We start from the raw sequence: 20,828 nt of genomic DNA, 5'->3' as shown, positions 1-20,828 counted from the left end.
CGAGAGCAGGGTGCGGGTTCACAGCTATCTGCGGGCCGCTAGCCCGGACAGGCGCGTCAAGCGCCGCTTCCGGGTTCCTGCTTACTCGCGAATCAGCCGCGCCGTGTGCTGTAGCATTTTATACGCCTCATAGCGCCGCTGATGATCGGCGCTAAATTGTTCTACGCAGCGGTAGGTTTTATCCACCCGGGTAAACTGCTTCATCGCTTCTGGCAGGGAAGGCGCGATATGACCGGCCACCGCGCCAAGAATCGCCGAACCTAATAGCACTGGTTCACTGGATTCGGTACTCACCACGCTCACTCCGCAGGCGTCCGCCAGCAGCTGGCGCACCAGCGGATGCTGACCGGCCCCGCCGCTGATGACGATATTCTCGCTGCGGATGCCGCACGCCTTCTGGGCGTCAATAATCTGCCGCAGACCGTAGCCGATGCCGCACAATCCGGCGACGTAGAGCGCCATCAGATTGTCCAGATCCCGCTCCATCCCCAGGCCGGCGATAATCGCTTTCGCCTGCGGATCGGCCAGCGGCGCCCGGTTACCTAAAAACTCGGGCACCACGTGCAGGCCGTCGGCAAGTTTGACCGCCGCTGACGGATTATCTACCTTCGCCAGCACGCTATCGGCAAGATAAACCGGTAGCGGGACGCCGCGCGCTTTGGCCAGCGACTTAGCTTCTGCGGCGGCGGGGTGGAAGCTCAGCAGCTGGTCGATGGCCGCTCCGGCCGCGCTCTGACCACCTTCACTCAGCCAGAACCCTGGCACCATCGCCGAGTAATACGGCCCCCAGACGCCGGGCACGAATACCGCTTCCTGAGTAGTGGTCATGGTGCAGGAGGAGGTACCGAAGACGTAGGCCATATTGTTAACCGCGCCGTTAAGCACGCCGACGGTGCCGATGCCGCCCGCGTGGGCGTCAATCATACCGACCGCTACCGGCGTACCGATCGGCAGCCCCATCTCCTCTGCCGCCGTGGCGCAAAGGCCGTCGCCGCAGGGGGTTCCCGGATCGACAATCCGCTGGCCGATGCGGACAAAATCTTCATCCGCCAGCTCTTCGAGGCCAATCTGGCGGAAGTAGCTGGCATCCCAGCGTTGTTCATGCGCCAGGTAGGTCCATTTACAGGTCACAGTACAGACTGAGCGGGCTAAATCGCCGGTCGAGCGCCAGGTGAGATAATCGGCGAGGTCGAAGAAGTGGCGCGCCTGCTGATAAATGTGCGGGCGGTTCTCCTTCAGCCAGAGAATTTTCGGCGTTTCCATCTCCGGCGAGATTTTGCCGCCAACGTACTGCAGCACCGCGTGGCCCGTGGCGTTAATCTTTTCCGCCTGGCCGGTGGCGCGATGATCCATCCAGACAATAATGTTACGATCCGCATCTTCCGAAGGCCCGACCGCCAGCGGCACGTCGTTATCGCCAATCACTACCAGCGAGCAGGTGGCATCGAAGCCGATCCCGGCAATCGACGATGGAGCGACTCCGGCGCTGGCCACCGCCGTTTTAATGCAGTAGCACACCGCCTGCCAGATCTCGCGGCTTGACTGTTCGACCACGCTTCCGGCGCTGCGAAACAGGGTAATTTCCCGGGTTGCGTGGGCGAGAAGTTCGCCACGCAGGTCGAACACGCCGGCGCGAACGCTGCCTGAGCCAACATCGACGCCAATAATATGTTGCATAATATCCTCTCACACAGTCTGGTTGAACGGTCAGAGATCCACGCTGTTCGGCAGGATCACAATGTCGCGTACGGTGACGTTTTTCGACCGCGTCACCATAAACAGCACCGACTCGGCCACTTCAATCGGTTGCATCAGGCTGCCGTTGGCCAGCGCTTCGTCCATTTTGGCTTTCGGCCAGTCATCCAGCAGGGCGGTGACTACCGGGCCCGGCAGCACGGCGCCGACGCGCACGCCGTACTGTGAAACCTGGCGACGGGTGGTATGAACAAACGCCTGGACAGCAAATTTCGACGCGGTATAGATAGGCTCCCAGATCACCGGCACCACGCCCGCGATAGAGCTGGTGAAGATAATGTCCCCGGACTTTTGCGCGATAAGATGCGGCAGGACGCTACGCACGCAGCGGAAGGCGGCGTTGGTATTGAGATGCAGCACGCGATCCCAGACGTCCGGATCGCCCTCGGCCACCGGTCCGCCGATATAAGCTCCGGCGTTGGCGTGGAAAATATCAAGACGCCCGGTGAGCTGCAAAATTCCCTGCAGAAGGTTATCAACCTGATCCGCCTGCATCAGGTCAACCTGCAGGGCGAAGGCGTTTTCACCGAGTTCGGCAACAAGTTTATTGAGCTTTTCCCCTTCACGGTCGATAAGCACCACTTTTGCGCCGGCGCCCAGCAGGGTTCTGGCGCATTCGAGGCCAATACCGGACGCCGCGCCGGTAATGGCGGCGACTTTACCGCTAAGGGAAGTATTCATAGAGGAGACAGAGTGGTTCATTTTATAATCCTTTACAGAGTCTGGTTGGCACTGTCGAGCGCGAGGGCATCGCGTTCGACGTTAGAGACGAAAACTTGTTAAGGTATTGAATATGAGCGTCATTTCTGCAGGTTTTCTGGAATATTAATGCTGAATGCGTTAATACTTCGGAAAGTAAGATGGAAGCTCAATCGATGAAGCTCATGTTGCGCTAGCTTCATCGATTGAGCAAGTGGGGAAATTAACAGCGAAATGATTTTGTGACGCAAGTTGGGAAAATGAAGAAAATCACGATTTACGACCTGGCGGAACTTTCCGGCGTTTCGGCGAGCGCGGTGAGCGCTATCCTCAACGGCAACTGGAAAAAGCGCCGCATCAGCGCAAAGCTTGCCGAAAAGGTGACGCGGATTGCCGAGGAGCAGGGCTACGCGATTAACCGCCAGGCCAGCATGCTGCGCAGCAAAAAATCGCGCGTCATCGGCATGATTATCCCCAAATACGATAACCGCTATTTCGGTTCGATCGCCGAACGCTTTGAGGAGATGGCTCGCGAACGGGGCCTGCTGCCGATTATCACCTGTACGCGCCGAAGCCCCGAGCTGGAGCTCGAAGCGGTGAAAGCGATGCTCTCCTGGCAGGTTGACTGGGTGGTGGCGACCGGGGCGACCAATCCGGATAAAATTTCCGCTCTATGCCAGCAGGCGGGCGTGCCAACGGTCAATCTCGATCTACCGGGGACTATCGCACCGTCGGTGATTTCGGATAACTACGGCGGCGCGAAAGCGCTGACCCATAAGATCCTGGCGAATAGCGCTCGCCGCCGGGGAGAGATGGCGCCGCTGACGTTCATTGGCGGGCGCAGCAGCGACCATAACACCAGCGAACGTTTACGCGGCTTCCACGACGCGCATCGCGAGCAGGGGCTGAGCGTGCCGCAGGCGAACATTCTGGCTCCCGGCTATTCGAAAGGCAAAGTCGAAGCCTGCCTGCAGGAGCGGTTTGGCAACGCGAAGGTTCCGTTGCAGGGCATATTTGTCAACTCAACGATATCGCTGGAGGGGGTCGTACGTTGGCTGTCGCAGGCAGGACTCACCGGCAGCGAGCAGCCGCCGATGGGCTGCTTCGACTGGGACCCGTTTGTCTATCTGCTGGGGCACGATATCGACATGGTGCAGCAGGACGTGCCGGCGATGCTGGAAGCGGTGTTTACGATTATCGACTCCGGCGATGCCGGCCAGCAGCGGATTGAAATTCCGCCGCTACTGATGAGCAGCAGCTGAGTCGCTATCTGGCTGTTTGACCTTAGCGCGTCAGCAGCCAGCGGGCGGTGTGCTCGTCGGTCACCAGACCGTTGATCCAGCCGCCTTTAAGCGCCGCCAGAATCGCCGGGCGTTTGTACTCGCCGCATGCCACCGCGATGCGCGGACACTGATTCTGGCGGATATCGTAGCTGGTGATCATTCTGTTGATTTCGCTATCCACCACTCCGCCTTCGGCATCGATAAAGCGCCCCATAATCTCGCCGATACCGCCTTGCGCCGTCACTTCATCCATCTGGGCCTGATTGATAAAGCCGTCTTTAAAAATAGGGCTTTGGGTGCCTAATGGCCCAATGCCGACAAAAATAACGTCCGCCTGGCGGGCGACGGCGGAGACGCTGCGGAACAGCCGGCTGGTACACCACATGTCGTACTCTTCCTGCGTCTGCGCGTAGCGCGGCGCGGGCCACTGATAGTACTTCGCCTTAATTTTGCTGGTCAGCAGCAGCGGGACATCATCGTAATAGTTGCACTGGCCGTCGGCGTCCATGGCGCTGATCAGCGCGACGCAGCGGGTATTCTGACTGTCGAAATCGATACGCTGCAGCGCTTTTTTCAGGGTCAGGCCGGAACCCAGACCGATGATTTTCTCTTTATCGTCCTGCAGGTAGCGGGCCATCAGCTGATAGCAACCGAAGGAGACGCTATCCAGGGTGCTTTCTTCACTAAAGGCGGGCACGATATTGCACTCGATAAGCCGGTACTTTTCCTGCAGTAACAGCGCATAATCGAGGCAGTTGGCCACCGGATGATGCAGCCCGATCGACACAATCCCTTCTTCTTTCGCGGCGGCGATCAGCCGCTGTACCACCGGCCTCGACGTGCCAAGCTGGCTGGCGATCTCGCTCTGGTTCTGCCCGGCAATGTAGTACATCCACGCGGCGCGGACCTTTTGATCCAGCCGAATATCATCTTCTTTGCTCATGGTTTCCTGCCCTAAGTTTCTGGCCGCGGCGATAATTTCGCCCGGCGAATAACCGCATTCTCGCCGTGGTTGGTAAAACTGGCAAGCTTTTGCTCTTTTCTGGTCAATTGTAATTTTAATGGGTAATTGTTCTTTTGTGATCCGTGGCTCTTATTTTGGTCAAATGATCATTTACAGTGACGCCATCAACTCAAGGAGAGCAGAACATGAACAATCAATTCACATGGCTTCACATTGGTCTGGGTTCTTTTCATCGCGCCCATCAGGCGTGGTATCTGCATCGTTTGATTGCTTCCGGAGATAAGCGCTGGCACATTGCGGCGGGGAATATCCGCAACGACGCCGAGCAGGTGGTCCAGGCGCTGGCAGCTCAGGGTGGGCGCTATGTGCTGGAAACCGTCAGCCCTGAAGGGGAACGTGAATATGAAGAGATCACCTCAATTCAGAAACTGCTGCCGTGGCAGGCCGGGCTCAAGCCGCTGATTAACGAAGGGGCAAACCCGCAGACCAAAGTCATCGCTTTCACCGTGACGGAAGGCGGCTACTACCTGAATACCCGCCATAAGCTGGAAACCAGCAACCCCGACTTGCAGGCCGATCTGGCAGGGGAGTGCAAAACGATTTACGGTACTATCGCGCGGATCCTGGAAAAGCGTATGGCGGACAACGCCGGGCCGCTGACTCTGCTGAACTGCGATAACGTGCGCCATAATGGCGAGCGCTTCCACGACGGCATGGTTGAGTTCCTGCAGCTAACCGGCAAGCAGGCGGTGATTGACTGGATGGCCGCCAACACGACCTGCCCGAACACCATGGTCGACCGTATCACTCCGCGTCCGGCGTCAGACCTGCCCGCGCGCATCAAAGCGCAAACCGGCATTGACGACAGCGCGCCGGTGATGGGTGAGACCTTCATCCAGTGGGTGGTGGAAAACAATTTCCGCGATGAGCGCCCGAATCTGGAAGCGGTTGGCGTGGAGATGGTTGCATCGGTTATTCCTTATGAAGAGGCGAAAATTCGCATTCTGAACTCGTCGCATAGCTGCATTGCGTGGGCGGGGACGTTAATCGGCCAGCAGTATATTCATGAAAGTACGCTAACGGATTTCATCTACGCCATTGCCGACCGCTACGTTACGGAAGATGTGATCCCCTGCCTTGGCGATAACGGCATTGATTTACCAACCTATCGCGATGTGGTGCTTAAGCGCTTTACCAACCCGTATATCCAGGACACGAACCAGCGCGTTGCCGCCGACGGTTTCTCGAAAATTCCGGCGATGATCGCCCCAACCCTGCAGGAGTGCTACCAGCGCGGCGCCCGCCCGGAAGCGACCGCGATGCTGCCCGCGCTGTTCTTCGTCTTTATGGAACAGTGGCATAAGGGAAGTCTGCCGTATGAATACCAGGACGGCATTCTTGACGCGCAGGCGGTGCATCAGATGTTCGAAGCCAGCGATCCGCTGGCGCTGTATGCCCGCGATAAAGCGCTATTTGGCGAACTCGCTGAAAACGCCGATTTCCTCGCGCTGATGCGCGAAAAAGTCGCGGCAGTTTATACGCTGATTAACTAAGAGGTGGCTATGTATCTGGGTATCGATCTCGGCACATCGGAAGTGAAAGCGCTGGTCATTGATGAGAACAATGAGGTTATTGCCAGCCATAGCGCGCCGCTGAGCATTCAGCGGCCTCACCCGCACTGGTCAGAACAGTCGCCGCAGTCATGGTGGGAGGCGACAGAGTATCTGATGACCACGCTGCGGGAAAAATGCGCACAGCACTGGCCAGCCATTAAGGCCATTGGCCTTTCCGGGCAGATGCACGGCGCGGTCCTGCTGGATGCCGGCGGGGAGGTCATTCGCCCGGCAATCTTGTGGAACGACACCCGCTGCGCCGCGGAGTGTGCGGAGCTGGAGGAGATGGCGCCGGAGCTGCATCAGGTGGCGGGAAACCTGGCGATGCCCGGCTTTACCGCACCGAAGCTGCTGTGGGTACGCCGTCATGAGCCGGAACACTTTCAGCGCACCGCCACGGTACTGCTGCCGAAAGATTATCTGCGCTACCGGATGACCGGGAAGAAAGTCTCCGATATGTCCGACGCCGCCGGGACGCTGTGGCTGGACGTGGCGAAGCGCGACTGGTCCGACTCGCTGCTGGATAAATGCGGGCTGTCGCGCAGCCAGATGCCGACGCTGGTCGAAGGCTGCGAGGTTTCCGCGACCCTTGACCCGCAGGTGGCCGAACGCTGGGGGCTGAATGCCTCGGTAGCGGTTGCCGGCGGCGGTGGCGATAACGCGGTCAGCGCCATCGGCGTCGGGGCGGTTTCACCGGGGGATGCGTTTATTTCGCTCGGTACCTCCGGCGTGCTGTTTGTGGTAACCGACGCCTATCGTCCGGCTCCGCAGTCGGCGGTCCATGCGTTTTGTCACGTGCTGCCGAATCTGTGGCATCAGATGAGCGTGATGCTCAGCGCCGCCAGCTGTTTGCAGTGGTTCTGCCGCCTGACCGGCACCACGGAAGTGGCGCTGCTGGAGGAGATTGCCGAACTTAGCGAAGAGGAGAAGTCCCACGCGCCGTTCTTCTTACCCTATCTCTCCGGCGAACGTACGCCGCACAACGATCCTGACGCGCGCGGCATGTTCTGGGGCATGACCCACTCCAGCCTGCGCGCCCAGCTCGGCTACGCGGTGCTGGAAGGGGTGAGCTTCGGCATCAGCGACGGTCTGCAGGTACTGAAAGAGAGCGGTACGCAGATCGAACAATGTTCGCTGGTTGGCGGCGGCGCCCGCAGCCCGTTCTGGGCGCAGCTGTTGGCCGATATCCTCGATATGCCGGTGGTGACCCACAAAGGCGGTGAGACCGGCGGCGCGCTGGGCGCGGCGCGGCTGGCCTGCCTGGCGGCGGGCAAACCGATTACCGAAGTCTGTGAAAAACCGGAGATCTGGCAGACCTGGCGCGCGGACCCGGTACGCCATCAAACCCTGATGCGGCGCTATGCGCAGTTTAAGGCCCTGTATTTAAACGATCTGAACTATCGGCAGCATTAATTTTTATCACCATAACCGCTCCGGTGAACTGACCGGAGCGGCCTCCTGTACCCTAAAAACGAGGTCATTATGTCCATCAATAATAAACAGTGGCTCGGTTTACCCCTGAACCTGCTCTGGGGATACATCGCCATTGCCGTATTTATGACCGGCGACGGTTTTGAACTGGCATTCCTGTCGCACTACATCAAAGAGCTCGGGTTCTCCCCGGCGCAGGCATCGTTCGCCTTTACCCTCTACGGCCTGGCCGCCGCGCTGTCGGCGTGGATCTCCGGCGTGGTGGCGGAAATCATCACGCCGCTGAAGACCATGATGATTGGCTTCGTGCTGTGGTGCGTGTTCCACGTGCTGTTCCTCGTTTTCGGCCTTGGTCACGCGAACTATGCCCTGATCCTGGTTTTCTACGGCATCCGCGGCTTCGCGTATCCGCTGTTCCTTTACTCGTTTATCGTCGCCATTATCCACAACGTGAAAAGCGATAACGCCAGCTCGGCGATCGGCTGGTTCTGGGCGGTCTATTCCATCGGCATCGGCGTATTCGGCAGCTATATTCCGAGCTTTACCATCCCGCATATCGGCGAGCTGGGGACATTGTGGCTGGCGCTCGCTTTCTGCGTCACCGGCGGCATCATTGCGCTGGCTTCCCTGCGCCATATTAAAACGCCGCACCATATGCAGAACCTGACCACCCGCGAGAAGTTTGCCGAACTGGGCCGCGCGGCGACGCTGCTCTATACCAACCGCAATATTCTGCTGTCGAGCATGGTGCGAATTATCAATACGCTCTCGCTGTTCGGCTTTGCGGTGATTATGCCGATGATGTTCGTCGATGAGCTGGGCTTCACCACCTCAGAATGGCTGCAGGTGTGGGCGGTCTTCTTCTTTACCACCATTTTCTCTAACGTGCTGTGGGGCATTCTGGGCGAAAAACTGGGCTGGATGAAGGTGGTGCGCTGGTTCGGCTGCATCGGTATGGCGGTCTCCAGCCTGGCGTTTTATTACATTCCGCAGCACTTCGGACATAACTTCGCGATGGCGCTGCTTCCGGCTATCGCCCTGGGGATCTTTGTCGCCGCGTTTGTTCCGCTGGCGGCGGTTTTCCCGGCGCTGGAGCCGAAGCACAAAGGCGCGGCCATTTCGGTCTACAACCTGTCGGCGGGGATGTCGAACTTTCTCGCACCGGCTATTGCGGTGATTTTGCTGCCGTTCTTTAGCACCATCGGAGTGGTGATCGCCTATACCGCGCTGTACGTGGCGGCCTTTTTCCTCTGTGCGTTTATCCGCGTCGAGCAGCCGGGATTTTCCCACAAGGAAGCGCCGGCCAGCGAGCAGGTGGAGTTCTCTTAAGGTGATGCGGCTGGCATGCCAGGCATGCCAGCCTTAATGAGGTGAATGATGAGTATTCAGGCAGTGATTTTTGACATGGATGGCGTGATTATTGATTCCGAAAGCCTGTGGCGGCAGGCGCAAATCGACGCCCTCGCGCAGTGGGGGGCAACGGCGAGCGTCGAGGAGTGCGAAACGCTGACCAAAGGCAAACGCCTCGACGAAATTGCCCGCACCTGGTGCCGCCATTGCCAGCTTGAGCTTGTTCCGCAGCGGCTTGAAGCCGCGATATTGCAGCGTATTACCGGCCTGATCGCCGCCGAAGGCGAGCCGATGCGCGGGGTGCATGAGGCGTTACGCTATTTTCGCCATGCCGGTTATAAAATTGCGCTCGCGACCTCCTCGTCCCGGCAGGTTATCGCCGCCGTGCTGAACAAGCTCTCGCTCTGGCACTATTTTGATGTGATTTGCAGCGCGGATGATGAAGCGCAGGGCAAGCCGCATCCGGCGGTTTATCTGACGACGTTGGATAAGCTTAATCTCGACGCCAGCCGTTGCCTGGTGATCGAAGACAGCTTCAACGGCTTTAGCGCGGCCCGGGCGGCGGGGATTGCCACGATAGTGATTGCCGAAGATAGCCAGCACGCGCGTTTTCAGGCCGCCGCTGGCCGCTACCGGGCGCTGCCTGAACTGCTGGAAGCCCTCACCGCCGAGCCAGAGGCGGTCGCATAACTCACGCTTTCGTGAGCGCAGAAAATCCCGGGATGTACACGGTCGGTCACTCTCTCTTCTGCGCTCACGCCCTTTTTTCTCCATGCCGATCCGCCTCACATTTCACTCATCTTTTGTGAAAACAGTCACGTCTTGTTGTGCCAATGCCCAAATTTATTGCCTTGCTTAGCGGTGTTTGTCCGAGGCACTGCTACGTAATTGTGCTTAGATTAGATATTGAAACGTATTTTCAATAATGTGAAACCACTTTGCCGATTTGCTTCTATCGATCGGATTTGGCCGTGATAAGGATTGAGCATGAAAATTGAATCTGTGAATGTCACCGTTTTCCAGTATCCCACACGTCGGGTTTCCGACAGCGCCGGGCACTCCCATCCGGGGGCTGAAAGCATGGCTAAAATGGCGATGCTGACCATCACCGCTGATGATGGGGCGCAGGGTTTTTCGTTTGCGCCTCCGGAAGTCGTGCGCCCGTTCGTGGTGAATACTTTTTTCCGCAAAGTGCTGGTGGGGCAGGACCCGTTTAACCGCGAGCGTATCTGGCAGGATCTTAACCACTGGCAGCGCGGTAGTGCACATCAGCTAACGGAGCGCGCGCTGTCGTTTATTGAACAGGCGCTGTGGGACCTGATAGGCCGCAGCCTTAAGATGCCGGTTTACAAGCTGCTCGGCGGCTATCGCGACACCGTCCCGGCTTACGGCAGCACGATGTGCGGCGACGATCTGCCGGGTGGTCTGTCGACCCCGGAGGAGTATGCCGCCTTTGCCGAAAAGCTGGTCGCCCGCGGCTACAAGGCCATCAAGCTGCACACCTGGATGCCGCCAATCTCTTTTGCGCCCAATCCCAAAATGGATATTAAAGCCTGCGCGGCGGTGCGCGAAGCGGTGGGGCCGGATATTGACCTGATGATTGACGGCTATCACTGGTACAGCCGCGCCGAGGCGCTGTGGATCGGCAAAGAGCTGGAAAAACTCAATTTCGCCTGGTTTGAAGAGCCGATGGAGGAGGATTCGATGTCCTCCTACGCGTGGCTGGCGGAAAACCTGTCGATCCCCATCGTCGGGCCGGAGAGCTTCGGCGGCAAGCACCACATGCGCGCCGAATGGGTGAAAGCCGGAGCCTGCGACATTCTGCGCGCCGGCGCTAACGGCGTGGGCGGTATTACCCCGACCATGAAGGTCGCGGCGCTGGCGGAATCTTTCGGCATGGATTGCGAAGTCCACGGCAACGGCGCGGCAAGCCTGGCGGTGGTCGGCGCGATCCGCAACTGCCGCTGGTACGAGCGCGGCCTGCTGCATCCGTTCCTCGACTACGATGAACCGGCGGCTTATCTCAATAGCATTGTTGACCCGATGGATGACCAGGGATTTGTGCATTTGTCACAACGTCCGGGCCTCGGCGAAGACATTAATTTTGCGTATATCGAAGCCAATACCGTTAGCCACGACTGATTCAAAAAAATAAATGCCCGATGGCGCTGCGCTTATCGGGTCTGCGGCCCGGTAGGCCGGATAAAGCGAAAATGCCGCCATCCGGCAACATGTACCCTACAGTACAGGCAAACAGAGATATGAAAAAAACCTCCCTACTGGCAGCGTGCTTATTCACGCTCGCCGTGTCGATGGGAAGCGGGGCGGCGGTGGCGAAAACGCCGCCCGATCAGCTCATCATCGGCATGAATATGAATAACTTGCTCACCCTTGACCCGGCGGCGATGACCGGTAACGAAGTGGTGGGTATCGTGGTCAACCTCTACGACTCGCTGGTGGAGCTTGACCCTGAACAGCTCACCAACGTTAAGCCCGCGCTGGCGAAATCCTGGGATATCAGCCCCGACGGCAAAACCCTGACCTTTCATCTGCGCGACGACGTTAAGTTTCACTCCGGCAACCCGCTGACCGCCGCTGACGTGGTGTGGTCAATGCGGCGCATCCTGCACCTCAACCTGGCTCAGGCCTCGGTATGGAAATCCTATGGCTTCAGTAAGAAAAATATCGACAGCCAGGTCAGCGCGCCGGACCGCTTCACGGTGCAAATCGAGTTACCCAAAGATAACGATCCGCAGCTGGTGATTTACTCGCTGGCGGCGCTGGGCAACCTCGGGGTGCTGGACAGTAAAACGGTGCAAAGCCACCAGCAGGATAACGACTGGGGTAACCGCTGGCTGACCACCCATGAAGCCGGTTCCGGGCCGTTTACGCTGGAAACCTGGCAGGCAAAAGATGTGCTGCGCATGAAGCGCAATCCTGACTACTGGCGCGGCGAGGCGAAAATGAGCCGCGTGGTGCTGCGCCATTTCCAGGAGTCGCAAACCCTGCGTCTGATGATCGAAAAAGGCGACCTCGATATTGCCAACAATATGGCGGTTTCCGACATTAACGCCCTGCGCAGCGACCCGCAGCTGACCGTCGATGCGGTGCAGCGCGGCACCATGTACTACGTGGCGATGAGCATGAAAGAGGCGCACTTCGCCCAACCGAAAGTGCGCGAAGCGGTGCGCTATCTGATTGATTACCAGGGTATCAATAAAGCGCTGATGCCGGGCTACGGCGTGCTGCATCAGCGACCGATTAAGGCGGGCATGCCGTCTACGTTGCCTGACCCTGGCTATAAGCTGGACGTGGCGCGGGCGAAAAAGCTGCTGGCGGAAGCGGGTTATCCCAACGGCTTTGATACCACGCTGCGGGTCCTCTCCGATCAGCCATTTCTTAACATCGGTATCGCCGTGCAGTCGACGCTGATGCAGGCGGGTATTAACGCCAAAATCATCACCGGCACCGGTAACCAGATATACGGCGCGATGCGCGAGCGTAAATTTGACCTGCTGGTGGGACGCGGCGGCAGCGGAATGGAGCCGCATCCGCACTCCAGCCTGCGCGCGCTGGTCTATAACCCGGATAACAGCGATGAGGCGCGTCTGACCAACTTTCAGGGCTGGCGTACCGGTTTTTACGACCCGCAGCTCAATACGATGATTGACCAGGCCCTGCTGGAACGCGATCCGCAAAAACAGGTGGCTGACTACCAGGCCATCCAGGCGCGCTACGACCAGCTGGTTCCGGCTTTAATTCCGCTTTCGCAGATGGTCGATTCCGTGGTGGTGCGCAACGAGGTACGAGAGTATCAGCCGCACCCCTCCGCCACCACTTTTCTGCGTGACGTCTATAAAGTCCGCGAAGGAGAGAAAGGATGAGTACCGCAATCCTTGCGCCCGGCTCACGCGGCCGGCGCTTATCCAAACGGCTGCTGCAGGTGGTGATTACGCTGTTCGGCCTGCTGCTGCTGACCTTTACCATTGGCCGCGTCATGCCTATCGACCCGGTGCTGGCGATCGTCGGTCCGGATGCTGACCAGAGTACCTATCAGCAGGTTTACCAGCAGCTGGGGTTTGATAAATCGCTGGCCACCCAGTTTGGCATCTATTTCGTCAACCTGCTGCACGGCGATCTGGGCAATGCGCTGCTGACCGGGAAACCGGTGGTGGACGATATTATCCGCGTCTTCCCGGCCACCATGGAGCTGGCGACGATGGCGATTCTCGTCGGCGCGGGTCTCGGAATTCCGCTGGGCGTGCTGGCGGCGGCGCGGCGCAATAGCGTCTCCGATTATGTGGTACGCATTATCAGCCTGGCGGGCTACTCGACGCCGATTTTCTGGGTCGGAATGATGGGGCTGCTGGTGTTCTATGCCTGGCTCGGCTGGGTGGGCGGCGCCGGGCGGGTAGACCTCGGTCTGGACGGCATTGTGCCGCGCCGTACCGGCCTGATGACCGTTGATGCGCTGCTGGCAGGAAACGGACAGGTGTTCTGGAACGCCATTAATCATCTGATTCTTCCCGCCTCGCTGCTGGGTTTTCACTCGCTGGCTTATATCAGCCGTATGACCCGCAGCTTTATGCTGGCCCAGCTGTCGCAGGAGTTCATTATTACCGCGAGGGTGAAAGGGCTGACCGAGCGTCAGGTCATCTGGAACCATGCGTTTCGTAACATCCTCGTGCAGCTGCTGACGGTGGTGGCGCTGGCCTACGGCGCGCTGCTGGAAGGCGCGGTGCTGATTGAAACCGTCTTCTCATGGCCGGGTTTCGGCTCCTATCTTACCGGTAGCCTGCTGCTGGGCGATATGAATGCGGTGATGGGCTGCGTGCTGCTGGTGGGAGTGATCTTCGTGATGCTCAACCTGCTCTCCGACATGCTGTATCAATTCTTTGACCCGAGGACAAAATCATGACCGTTTCTCTGGATTCGCCGCTTTCGGGCGGTGCGGGCGAAGGCCGTCAGCGGCTGCAACGCGCGGCGGCGCGGGCCGTCGGGTTTATCGGCAAAATGGCGCGCAACCCGCTAACGGCCATCGGCGGAGGAATTATCTTTCTGCTGCTGGTGGTGGCGATTTTCGCGCCGCTGATTGCGCCTTATAACCCGCTGGTGCAGGACCTGAACAGCGCGCTGGTCGCGCCGAATGCGCAGCACTGGTTCGGCACCGATGAGTTTGGCCGGGATATCTTTAGTCGCCTGGTGTACGGCTCGCGCATCACGCTCTATATCGTGCTGCTGGTCTCGGTGACCGTCGGTCCGCTCGGGCTGCTGCTGGGCGTCAGCGCCGGCTATTTCGGCGGTAAAGTCGATATGGTGCTGATGCGCGTCACCGATATTTTCATCTCCTTCCCGAGCCTGGTTCTGGCGCTGGCGTTTGTCGCCGCCTTAGGGCCGGGGCTGGAGCATGTGGTTATCGCCATCACGCTTACCGCCTGGCCGCCGATAGCCCGTCTGGCGCGCGCCGAAACGCTCTCTCTGCGCCAGGCCGATTTTATCTCCGCCGTGCGTCTGCAGGGCGCTTCATCGTCCCGCGTCCTCTGGCGCCATATCGTGCCGCTGTGTCTGCCCTCGGTCATTATCCGTATCACCATGAATATGGCCGGGATCATTCTGACCGCGGCCGGTCTCGGCTTTCTCGGGCTCGGCGCGCAGCCGCCGGAGCCGGAGTGGGGAGCGATGATCTCCAGCGGGCGCACTTATATGATGGAGTGCTGGTGGGTCGTAACAATTCCGGGGCTGGCGATTCTGATCAACAGCTTAGCGTTCAACTTCTTAGGAGATGGCCTACGTGACATCCTCGATCCCCGCAGTGAATAATGCTCCGCTGCTCGACGTGCGCGATCTGTGCGTCGACTTTGTTAACGGCAGCGCGGTGACCCATGCCGTGCGCGGCGTCTCCTTCCAACTGGGGCGCGAAAAGCTGGCGATTGTCGGCGAGTCCGGTTCGGGTAAGTCCACCGTTGGGCGCGCGCTGCTGCAGCTGCATCCGAAAAAGGCCCGCGTCAGCGCCAGCCGGATGCAGTTTGCCGACCTCGATCTGCAGCATCTTAGCGAAGCGCAAATGCGCGGCGTACGCGGCAAACGTATCTCTATGATTATGCAGGACCCGAAATATTCGCTTAATCCGGTGGTCTGCGTGGGTAAGCAAATCGCCGAGGCCTGGCTTACTCATCATCCCGGGCGCAAAGATGAGGCGAAAGCCAGGGCGCTGGAGATGCTGGAGGTGGTGCGTATTCGCCAGCCGGAGCGCGTTTATCAGCTTTATCCGCATGAAATATCCGGCGGACAGGGGCAGCGCATCATGATCGCCATGATGCTGATTACCGACCCGGAACTGATCATTGCCGATGAGCCCACCTCCGCGCTGGATGTGTCGGTGCGCCTGCAGGTGCTGGGCCTGCTGGATGACCTGGTTCAGTCGCGCGGGCTGGGGCTGATTTTTATCAGCCACGATATCAACCTGGTGCGCAGCTTCTGCGACCGCGTACTGGTGATGTACGCCGGGCGGGTAGTGGAGTCCATCGCTGCTAAAGATCTCGATAACGCCCGTCATCCCTATACTCAGGGATTGATTAACTCGCTGCCGGATATGCAGCATCGTCGCCCGATACTGCCGGTGCTGCAGCGTCAGGCCAGCTGGTTAACGGAATAAGGAGCGGATGATGATTGAAGTTCAACATCTCAACCTCGCGTTTGGCGAGGGGGATAAGCGTAACCAGGTGCTGTATGACGTCAGTTTCCACGTTAAGCCCGGCGAGATCTACGGTCTGGTAGGCGAGTCCGGCTCCGGTAAAACGACGGTGCTCAAGTGCCTGGCGGGGCTGTTTACCCACTGGCAGGGGGAGCTGGCCATCGATGGTCAGCGCTTAGGGCATGAAATCAGCCGCAAGCGCTGCCGTCAGGTGCAAATGGTATTTCAGGACCCCTACGGATCGCTGCATCCTCGTCACACCATTGGCGATATCCTCGAAGAGCCGCTGCAGATCCATCGTATCAACGACCGCGACCGGCGGATCAATGCGCTGCTGGACAAAGTTGGCCTCAACCGTGCCTTTCGCGAGCGCTATCCGCATCAGCTCTCCGGCGGGCAGCGGCAGCGCGTGGCGATAGCCAGAGCGCTGATTCTTGAGCCTCAGGTACTGCTGCTGGATGAGCCGACGTCGGCGCTGGATGTGTCGGTGCAGGCGGAGATCCTCAATCTGCTGGCAGAATTGCAGCAGGAGGCTAAGCTCACTTACCTGATGGTTACTCACGATCTCGGGGTTATTGCCCATTTATGCCAGACCGTGGCGGTGATGCAGTACGGGAAGATCCTTGAAACCCTGACGGTCGATGCGCTGGTCAGCGGCGAGGCGCGGACGGCCTATACGCAGATGCTGGTCAACGCCAGTCGGCAATATACGCGCGAAATGGCGCGCGAGGTGGCGGCATACTAAGCTTTATGGCGCATTTGTCACGCGGGAAATGCGCCCATTTTATAGATAAAACTTTGAAACGATATGTAGTTATAGTTATAAATATCGTCTATTAATGTAAATGTGGTATTTAGATCTAAAATGAAAGTATCTGTTGTGTGAATGCATCTTTTACGAATTATAACTTGTATTTATTATTTTTTTTGAAATAAATAGCCAATTTCAATTCGAAGTACAAAATATTCCGTTCTGTAAATTCATTTAAACCTTGCTAATAACAAGGAAAAACTGCGTATTACGCCTCCAGATCTGCTGAGTAATAGAGTAAACTCGCCTGCGAATAATCTTAAGATGTCATCAACGTCATGGCGGATTACCCTATTTATAGTAGGGTACCCCCTGCCGCTCATCCACGTGATTACTATTCTCAGAGAACAGGATGGAAAAAATATATACGATTAATGGAAGAATTGCCTTTTTTCCTCAGCGTAGCGCTCTAATACTTATTGCTGACGAGACGAAAACGGTTTCCTTAAATATGCCGGCCAGCCGCTGTTTATTACTGCTTATTCAGCATGATGGCAATACTGTTGCCCGCGAAACCTTTTTTGAGGAAGTGTGGATAAAGCATGGCGCCCAGGTAACCAGCAACGGTTTTTACCAGAATATTTCCCTGTTACGTCGGGCATTTAAGGAGCTGGGGGTAGACGAGGATATTATTATTACGGTGCCGAGGGTAGGCGTCAGGCTGGATGCAACATTAACGGTGACGGAATCTCAGCCGCGCGATGTAGAGAAGGCACCGACGGCGGAGGAGCCACAAGCGCCCGTTGACGAGCCTGTTCATAAGGAGGTCGCAGCTGCGAGTTTGCCCGAAAAAAAGCGGTTAAGGCCGCGACGCTCTCTTTTGTGGGGGCTTGCGGCGCTGCTGAGTTGTCTGGTTTGTGGATTTGTTGCGTGGCAAACAGAATTCGAATCTTATTTGCAAAGTTATTCGCCCATAATTGCTAAATTTTCGCAACAATGTCACTTCTTTGCCAATAATGACGTAGTTGACCATGTTCGTCATGTCAATTTTATCAAGCGCAGTAAATTTGAATGCGAAGAATATCCATGGATTTATTTGACGCTTTATCCCGGGCAAGCGCGGGTGTCGGTGATTCGCTGCCGTCAGCCATTTAGTCAATGGCGTGATAATCAATGCCTCACCAAATATTACATTAAGGAGGTAGTCAATGCGCCGGCGTGAAATTAAATGGTTAATCGCTATCGTATTTATCGGAGTATTAAGCGGTATGACGATAAAATCCTGGCAATACTGGCAGCGCAATCATTTCCAGTGCAGCGGTGAGATGCGGCTATTAAACTCAGGTTATCAGGGCGATATTTCATTACGCTTCGTATTTGATAGCACCCGTGGGCTGGTGATTGTCCGGGGAGAGATTACGCCGCCGCAGGGTGAATCGTTTACCATCAACCAGAACATCTGGTTTAGCTTTACCCGCGACGGCCAGCACTACTTCCTGCGATCGGAAACCGTCTCTGCCAGCATCGGCGAAACCGAGCAGGAGAAGCATATTAACAACATCCTGCCCAAGTTTTTCCTGCAGCCGCAGGTGCCGTTTTACCTTAATATTCAGCGGCTCAATCAACGAACCCGGCTGCTGTATACCAGTCGGGCGCCGTCTTTGCTTTGCGAAACCTGATCAACGTAGCAGCGGACAGTCGGGAGGAAGTCGGCAGCGTAGCGCGGCCGGTAAAAGCTCCATGCGGAAGGTTTTACCGGTCAGCGGTTCGCCGTCGAGGTTAAACGTCATCTCATGAGGGGCGGTTATCTCAAACCACGATGAGACGCCGTCGATGATATTCGGCGAGGTTTGCGGATTTGCCAGGGTGCTGAACAGCGCAGGGATCAGCTCTTCGCCGGTGAAAATGCGCAGATGCAGCAGGCCATCATTGATTAATGCTTCCGGGCACAGCTGCTGGCCGCCGCCGGCCTGACGCCCGTTGCCGATGCCGATGACCAGTGCATCGCCATGCCAGTGAAAGTTCTCGCCGCGGATTTCGCAGCGGTCCGGCTTGAGCGTATCCATGCGCATCAGGCCGTGGATCAAATACGAGACGCCGCCGAGCGCGGCCTTGAGTTTCTCCGGGGTTTCGGTCGTAATGCGGGTGCCGAAACCGCCGGTGGCCATATTAATAAAACCGGTCTTATCGTTAACTCGCGCAATATCTATCGCCACTTCGCGGCCAACGATGGCCAGCTTCAGCGCGCTGGCCAGATCCTGCGGGATGCCGACGCTGGTGGCGAAGTCGTTCGCCGTGCCCAGCGGCAAAATCCCCAGCGCCATTTTACCGTCGCGCTCGACCAGCGCCGTCGCCACCTCATTGATGGTGCCATCACCGCCGCCGGCAATCACCGTTTCGACGTTCAGCTGCAGAGCTTCATCGACAAAGCGAACGGCATCGCCTTTTTCCCAGGTGACGCGGACGTGAATATCGATTCCTTCGTCGCGTAACAGTTTAACCGCCTCGCGTAGCTGCGGTTCATTGGCGCCTTTGCCATTCAGAATCAGTAAGCTGGCTGGAAACGTGGACATTATCAGGGGACCTTTATTGCTCAGTAATGCATAAAGTGTACCGCATGAAGAAAGCGAAGGCGGGGGGAGAGATAAAAAATAAGCCCGCGTAAGGGAGATTACGCAGGCTAAGGAGGTGGTTCCTGGTACAGCTAGCATTTATGGGTTATGTTTTTCAGCGAAATGGATGATATCTGCTTTGAACGAAACGGTATGTGATCCGTTTCTAATATCTTTACATCGTGAAAAAATAACCCAAATTAACTAGTTACTGTGCGGGTTTCGGGTTGTCTGACCAGTAAAGTTGCGCATCAGCAGAGCATATTGCAGCACCATATCTTCCGGGACAGGCAACCATACTGTGTGCCCGTCGCCCGGCGCTACCGACACTCGCTCGCCTTTGCCGTTTTCCATATGTTCGAGAGTAAAGTTGACGTTGCCCTGCGGGGTCATCAGCTCAAGGCTATCGCCGACGGAAAATTTATTTTTCACCGCCACCGCCGCCAGCTGGCCGTTGCGCTCGCCGGTAAATTCGCCGACGAACTGCTGGCGTTCGGAAACAGAGTAGCCGTGCTCATAGTTCTGGTAGTCATCGTGCGTATGGCGACGCAGAAAACCTTCGGTATAGCCGCGATGCGCGAGGTTTTCCAGGGTATCCAGCAGGGAAGTATCGAACGGTTTGCCTGCGGCGGCGTCGTCAATGGCCTTGCGGTAGACCTGAGCGGTACGGGCACAATAGTAATGTGATTTCGTGCGGCCTTCGATTTTCAGCGAATGAACGCCCATCTGGGTCAGCCGCTCGACGTGAGCGATAGCGCGCAGATCTTTCGAGTTCATGATATAGGTGCCGTGTTCGTCTTCAAACGCGGTCATGTATTCGCCCGGACGTTTGGCCTCTTCAATCATAAACACCTGGTCAGTCGGCGCGCCGATGCCCAGCGTCGGCTCGACGTTCTGCACCGGGATCGGTTCGTGCTTATGCACGATATTACCGACGTCGTCTTCTTTACCTTCCTGCACGTTGTACTCCCAGCGGCAGGCGTTGGTGCAGGTGCCCTGGTTCGGATCGCGTTTGTTGATATAGCCCGAGAGCAGGCAGCGGCCAGAGTAGGCCATGCACAGCGCGCCGTGAACGAAGATTTCAATTTCCATCTCCGGCACCTGGCTGCGAATTTCGGCGATTTCATCCAGCGACAGCTCGCGGGAGAGAATGACGCGGGTCAGCCCCATTTGCTGCCAGAACTTGACTGTCGCCCAGTTCACGGCGTTGGCCTGCACCGACAGATGAATATCCATGTCGGGAAAATGTTCGCGCACCAGCATAATTAAGCCCGGATCGGACATGATCAGCGCATCCGGCCCCATTTCCACCACCGGCTTCAGATCGCGAATAAACGTTTTCAGCTTGGCGTTATGCGGGGCAATGTTAACCACCACATAGAATTTTTTACCCAACGCGTGGGCTTCGTTAATGCCGAGCTGCAGATTTTCGTGATTGAATTCGTTGTTACGCACGCGCAGGGAGTAGCGGGGTTGGCCCGCATAAACGGCATCTGCGCCATAGGCGAAAGCGTAACGCATATTTTTCAGCGTTCCCGCCGGGGAAAGGAGTTCCGGTTTAAACATGATTTTCTCGTTCTGATGACAGGTCAGATTCGCCGCACCCGGTGCGGCGAGTTGGGGAGTGCCCCCACATTAAGGGCGGGCATTGTAGCGCTGTGGGGCAGGGGAGTAAA

At 57.4% G+C, this 20,828-nt stretch carries 18 protein-coding genes; 13 read left to right on the top strand and 5 right to left on the bottom strand.

Going from position 1 to position 20,828, the window contains the following annotated elements; all coding sequences use genetic code 11:
• Positions 1–81 precede the first annotated feature (81 nt).
• Together ACSIPU_RS06090 and ACSIPU_RS06085 are read right to left on the bottom strand one after the other, a co-directional pair.
• Entirely contained in the window at positions 82–1,677 is a 1,596-nt protein-coding gene (locus ACSIPU_RS06090; protein ID WP_142472497.1) for an FGGY-family carbohydrate kinase, read from the bottom strand.
• Between the two features lie 30 nt (positions 1,678–1,707).
• Complete coding sequence (locus ACSIPU_RS06085) at positions 1,708–2,457, bottom strand: SDR family oxidoreductase (RefSeq protein ID WP_004114038.1); 750 nt, start codon at positions 2,455–2,457, stop codon at positions 1,708–1,710.
• 257 nt (positions 2,458–2,714) lie between these two features.
• Between ACSIPU_RS06085 and ACSIPU_RS06080 the strand changes: the two genes are divergently transcribed.
• A complete protein-coding gene (locus ACSIPU_RS06080; protein WP_142472498.1) occupies positions 2,715–3,716 on the top strand; it encodes a LacI family DNA-binding transcriptional regulator in 1,002 nt (333 codons plus the stop codon).
• Between the two features lie 22 nt (positions 3,717–3,738).
• Here ACSIPU_RS06080 and ACSIPU_RS06075 read toward each other — a convergent pair whose 3' ends face one another.
• On the bottom strand, positions 3,739–4,680 hold the full coding sequence (locus ACSIPU_RS06075; RefSeq protein ID WP_004103788.1) for a sugar-binding transcriptional regulator: 942 nt from the start codon (positions 4,678–4,680) through the stop codon (positions 3,739–3,741).
• A gap of 206 nt (positions 4,681–4,886) precedes the next feature.
• On the opposite strand from ACSIPU_RS06075, the gene dalD reads away from it, so the two are divergent.
• The 12 genes from dalD to ACSIPU_RS06015 all read left to right on the top strand — a co-directional run bounded on the left by dalD (position 4,887) and on the right by ACSIPU_RS06015 (position 18,219).
• Positions 4,887–6,254 carry a D-arabinitol 4-dehydrogenase gene (gene dalD, locus ACSIPU_RS06070; RefSeq protein ID WP_004114033.1) on the top strand — a complete coding sequence of 456 codons (1,368 nt, stop codon included), beginning with the start codon at positions 4,887–4,889 and terminating at the stop codon, positions 6,252–6,254.
• A 9-nt stretch (positions 6,255–6,263) separates the two neighbouring features.
• Positions 6,264–7,727: a xylulokinase gene (xylB, locus tag ACSIPU_RS06065; protein WP_142472499.1), complete on the top strand. Its 1,464-nt coding sequence runs from the start codon at positions 6,264–6,266 to the stop codon at positions 7,725–7,727.
• 69 nt (positions 7,728–7,796) lie between these two features.
• Entirely contained in the window at positions 7,797–9,074 is a 1,278-nt protein-coding gene (gene dalT / locus ACSIPU_RS06060) for a D-arabinitol transporter (RefSeq protein ID WP_142472500.1), read from the top strand.
• Between the two features lie 48 nt (positions 9,075–9,122).
• Positions 9,123–9,785, top strand: coding sequence for a hexitol phosphatase HxpB (hxpB, locus tag ACSIPU_RS06055; protein WP_032728518.1), 663 nt, complete (start codon positions 9,123–9,125; stop codon positions 9,783–9,785).
• A gap of 297 nt (positions 9,786–10,082) precedes the next feature.
• The gene (locus ACSIPU_RS06050) at positions 10,083–11,237 is read left to right on the top strand and encodes a mandelate racemase family protein (protein WP_032728516.1); all 1,155 of its coding nucleotides are present in this window, start codon (positions 10,083–10,085) and stop codon (positions 11,235–11,237) included.
• A 119-nt stretch (positions 11,238–11,356) separates the two neighbouring features.
• Positions 11,357–12,979: an ABC transporter substrate-binding protein gene (locus ACSIPU_RS06045; protein ID WP_142472501.1), complete on the top strand. Its 1,623-nt coding sequence runs from the start codon at positions 11,357–11,359 to the stop codon at positions 12,977–12,979.
• Positions 12,976–14,013, top strand: coding sequence for an ABC transporter permease (locus tag ACSIPU_RS06040; RefSeq protein WP_004114020.1), 1,038 nt, complete (start codon positions 12,976–12,978; stop codon positions 14,011–14,013). Before ACSIPU_RS06045 ends, ACSIPU_RS06040 begins: the two co-directional genes overlap by 4 nt.
• Positions 14,010–14,915: an ABC transporter permease gene (locus ACSIPU_RS06035; RefSeq protein ID WP_004103766.1), complete on the top strand. Its 906-nt coding sequence runs from the start codon at positions 14,010–14,012 to the stop codon at positions 14,913–14,915. Before ACSIPU_RS06040 ends, ACSIPU_RS06035 begins: the two co-directional genes overlap by 4 nt.
• Positions 14,887–15,750, top strand: a complete 864-nt coding sequence (locus ACSIPU_RS06030; RefSeq protein WP_004103764.1) for an ABC transporter ATP-binding protein — start codon at positions 14,887–14,889, stop codon at positions 15,748–15,750. The genes ACSIPU_RS06035 and ACSIPU_RS06030 overlap by 29 nt, the downstream gene beginning before the upstream one ends.
• Before the next feature lie 10 nt (positions 15,751–15,760).
• Positions 15,761–16,534 (top strand): ABC transporter ATP-binding protein, encoded by a 774-nt coding sequence (locus tag ACSIPU_RS06025; protein WP_049095833.1) that lies wholly within the window; start codon positions 15,761–15,763, stop codon positions 16,532–16,534.
• 418 nt (positions 16,535–16,952) lie between these two features.
• Positions 16,953–17,762: a winged helix-turn-helix domain-containing protein gene (locus ACSIPU_RS06020; RefSeq protein ID WP_004103760.1), complete on the top strand. Its 810-nt coding sequence runs from the start codon at positions 16,953–16,955 to the stop codon at positions 17,760–17,762.
• Complete coding sequence (locus ACSIPU_RS06015) at positions 17,749–18,219, top strand: hypothetical protein (RefSeq protein WP_004103758.1); 471 nt, start codon at positions 17,749–17,751, stop codon at positions 18,217–18,219. The genes ACSIPU_RS06020 and ACSIPU_RS06015 overlap by 14 nt, the downstream gene beginning before the upstream one ends.
• On the opposite strand, the gene yegS is transcribed toward ACSIPU_RS06015, so the two are convergent.
• A complete protein-coding gene (gene yegS, locus ACSIPU_RS06010; RefSeq protein WP_004103756.1) occupies positions 18,220–19,113 on the bottom strand; it encodes a lipid kinase YegS in 894 nt (297 codons plus the stop codon).
• A 243-nt stretch (positions 19,114–19,356) separates the two neighbouring features.
• Positions 19,357–20,718, bottom strand: coding sequence for a prephenate-dependent tRNA uridine(34) hydroxylase TrhP (yegQ, locus tag ACSIPU_RS06005; RefSeq protein WP_004114016.1), 1,362 nt, complete (start codon positions 20,716–20,718; stop codon positions 19,357–19,359).
• Between the last annotated feature and the right edge of the window lie 110 nt (positions 20,719–20,828).

Source organism: Klebsiella sp. HN106 (assembly GCF_051209435.1).
GTDB classification, from domain to species: Bacteria; Pseudomonadota; Gammaproteobacteria; order Enterobacterales; family Enterobacteriaceae; genus Klebsiella; species Klebsiella oxytoca.
This window is presented reverse-complemented; position numbering and strand designations above follow the sequence as displayed.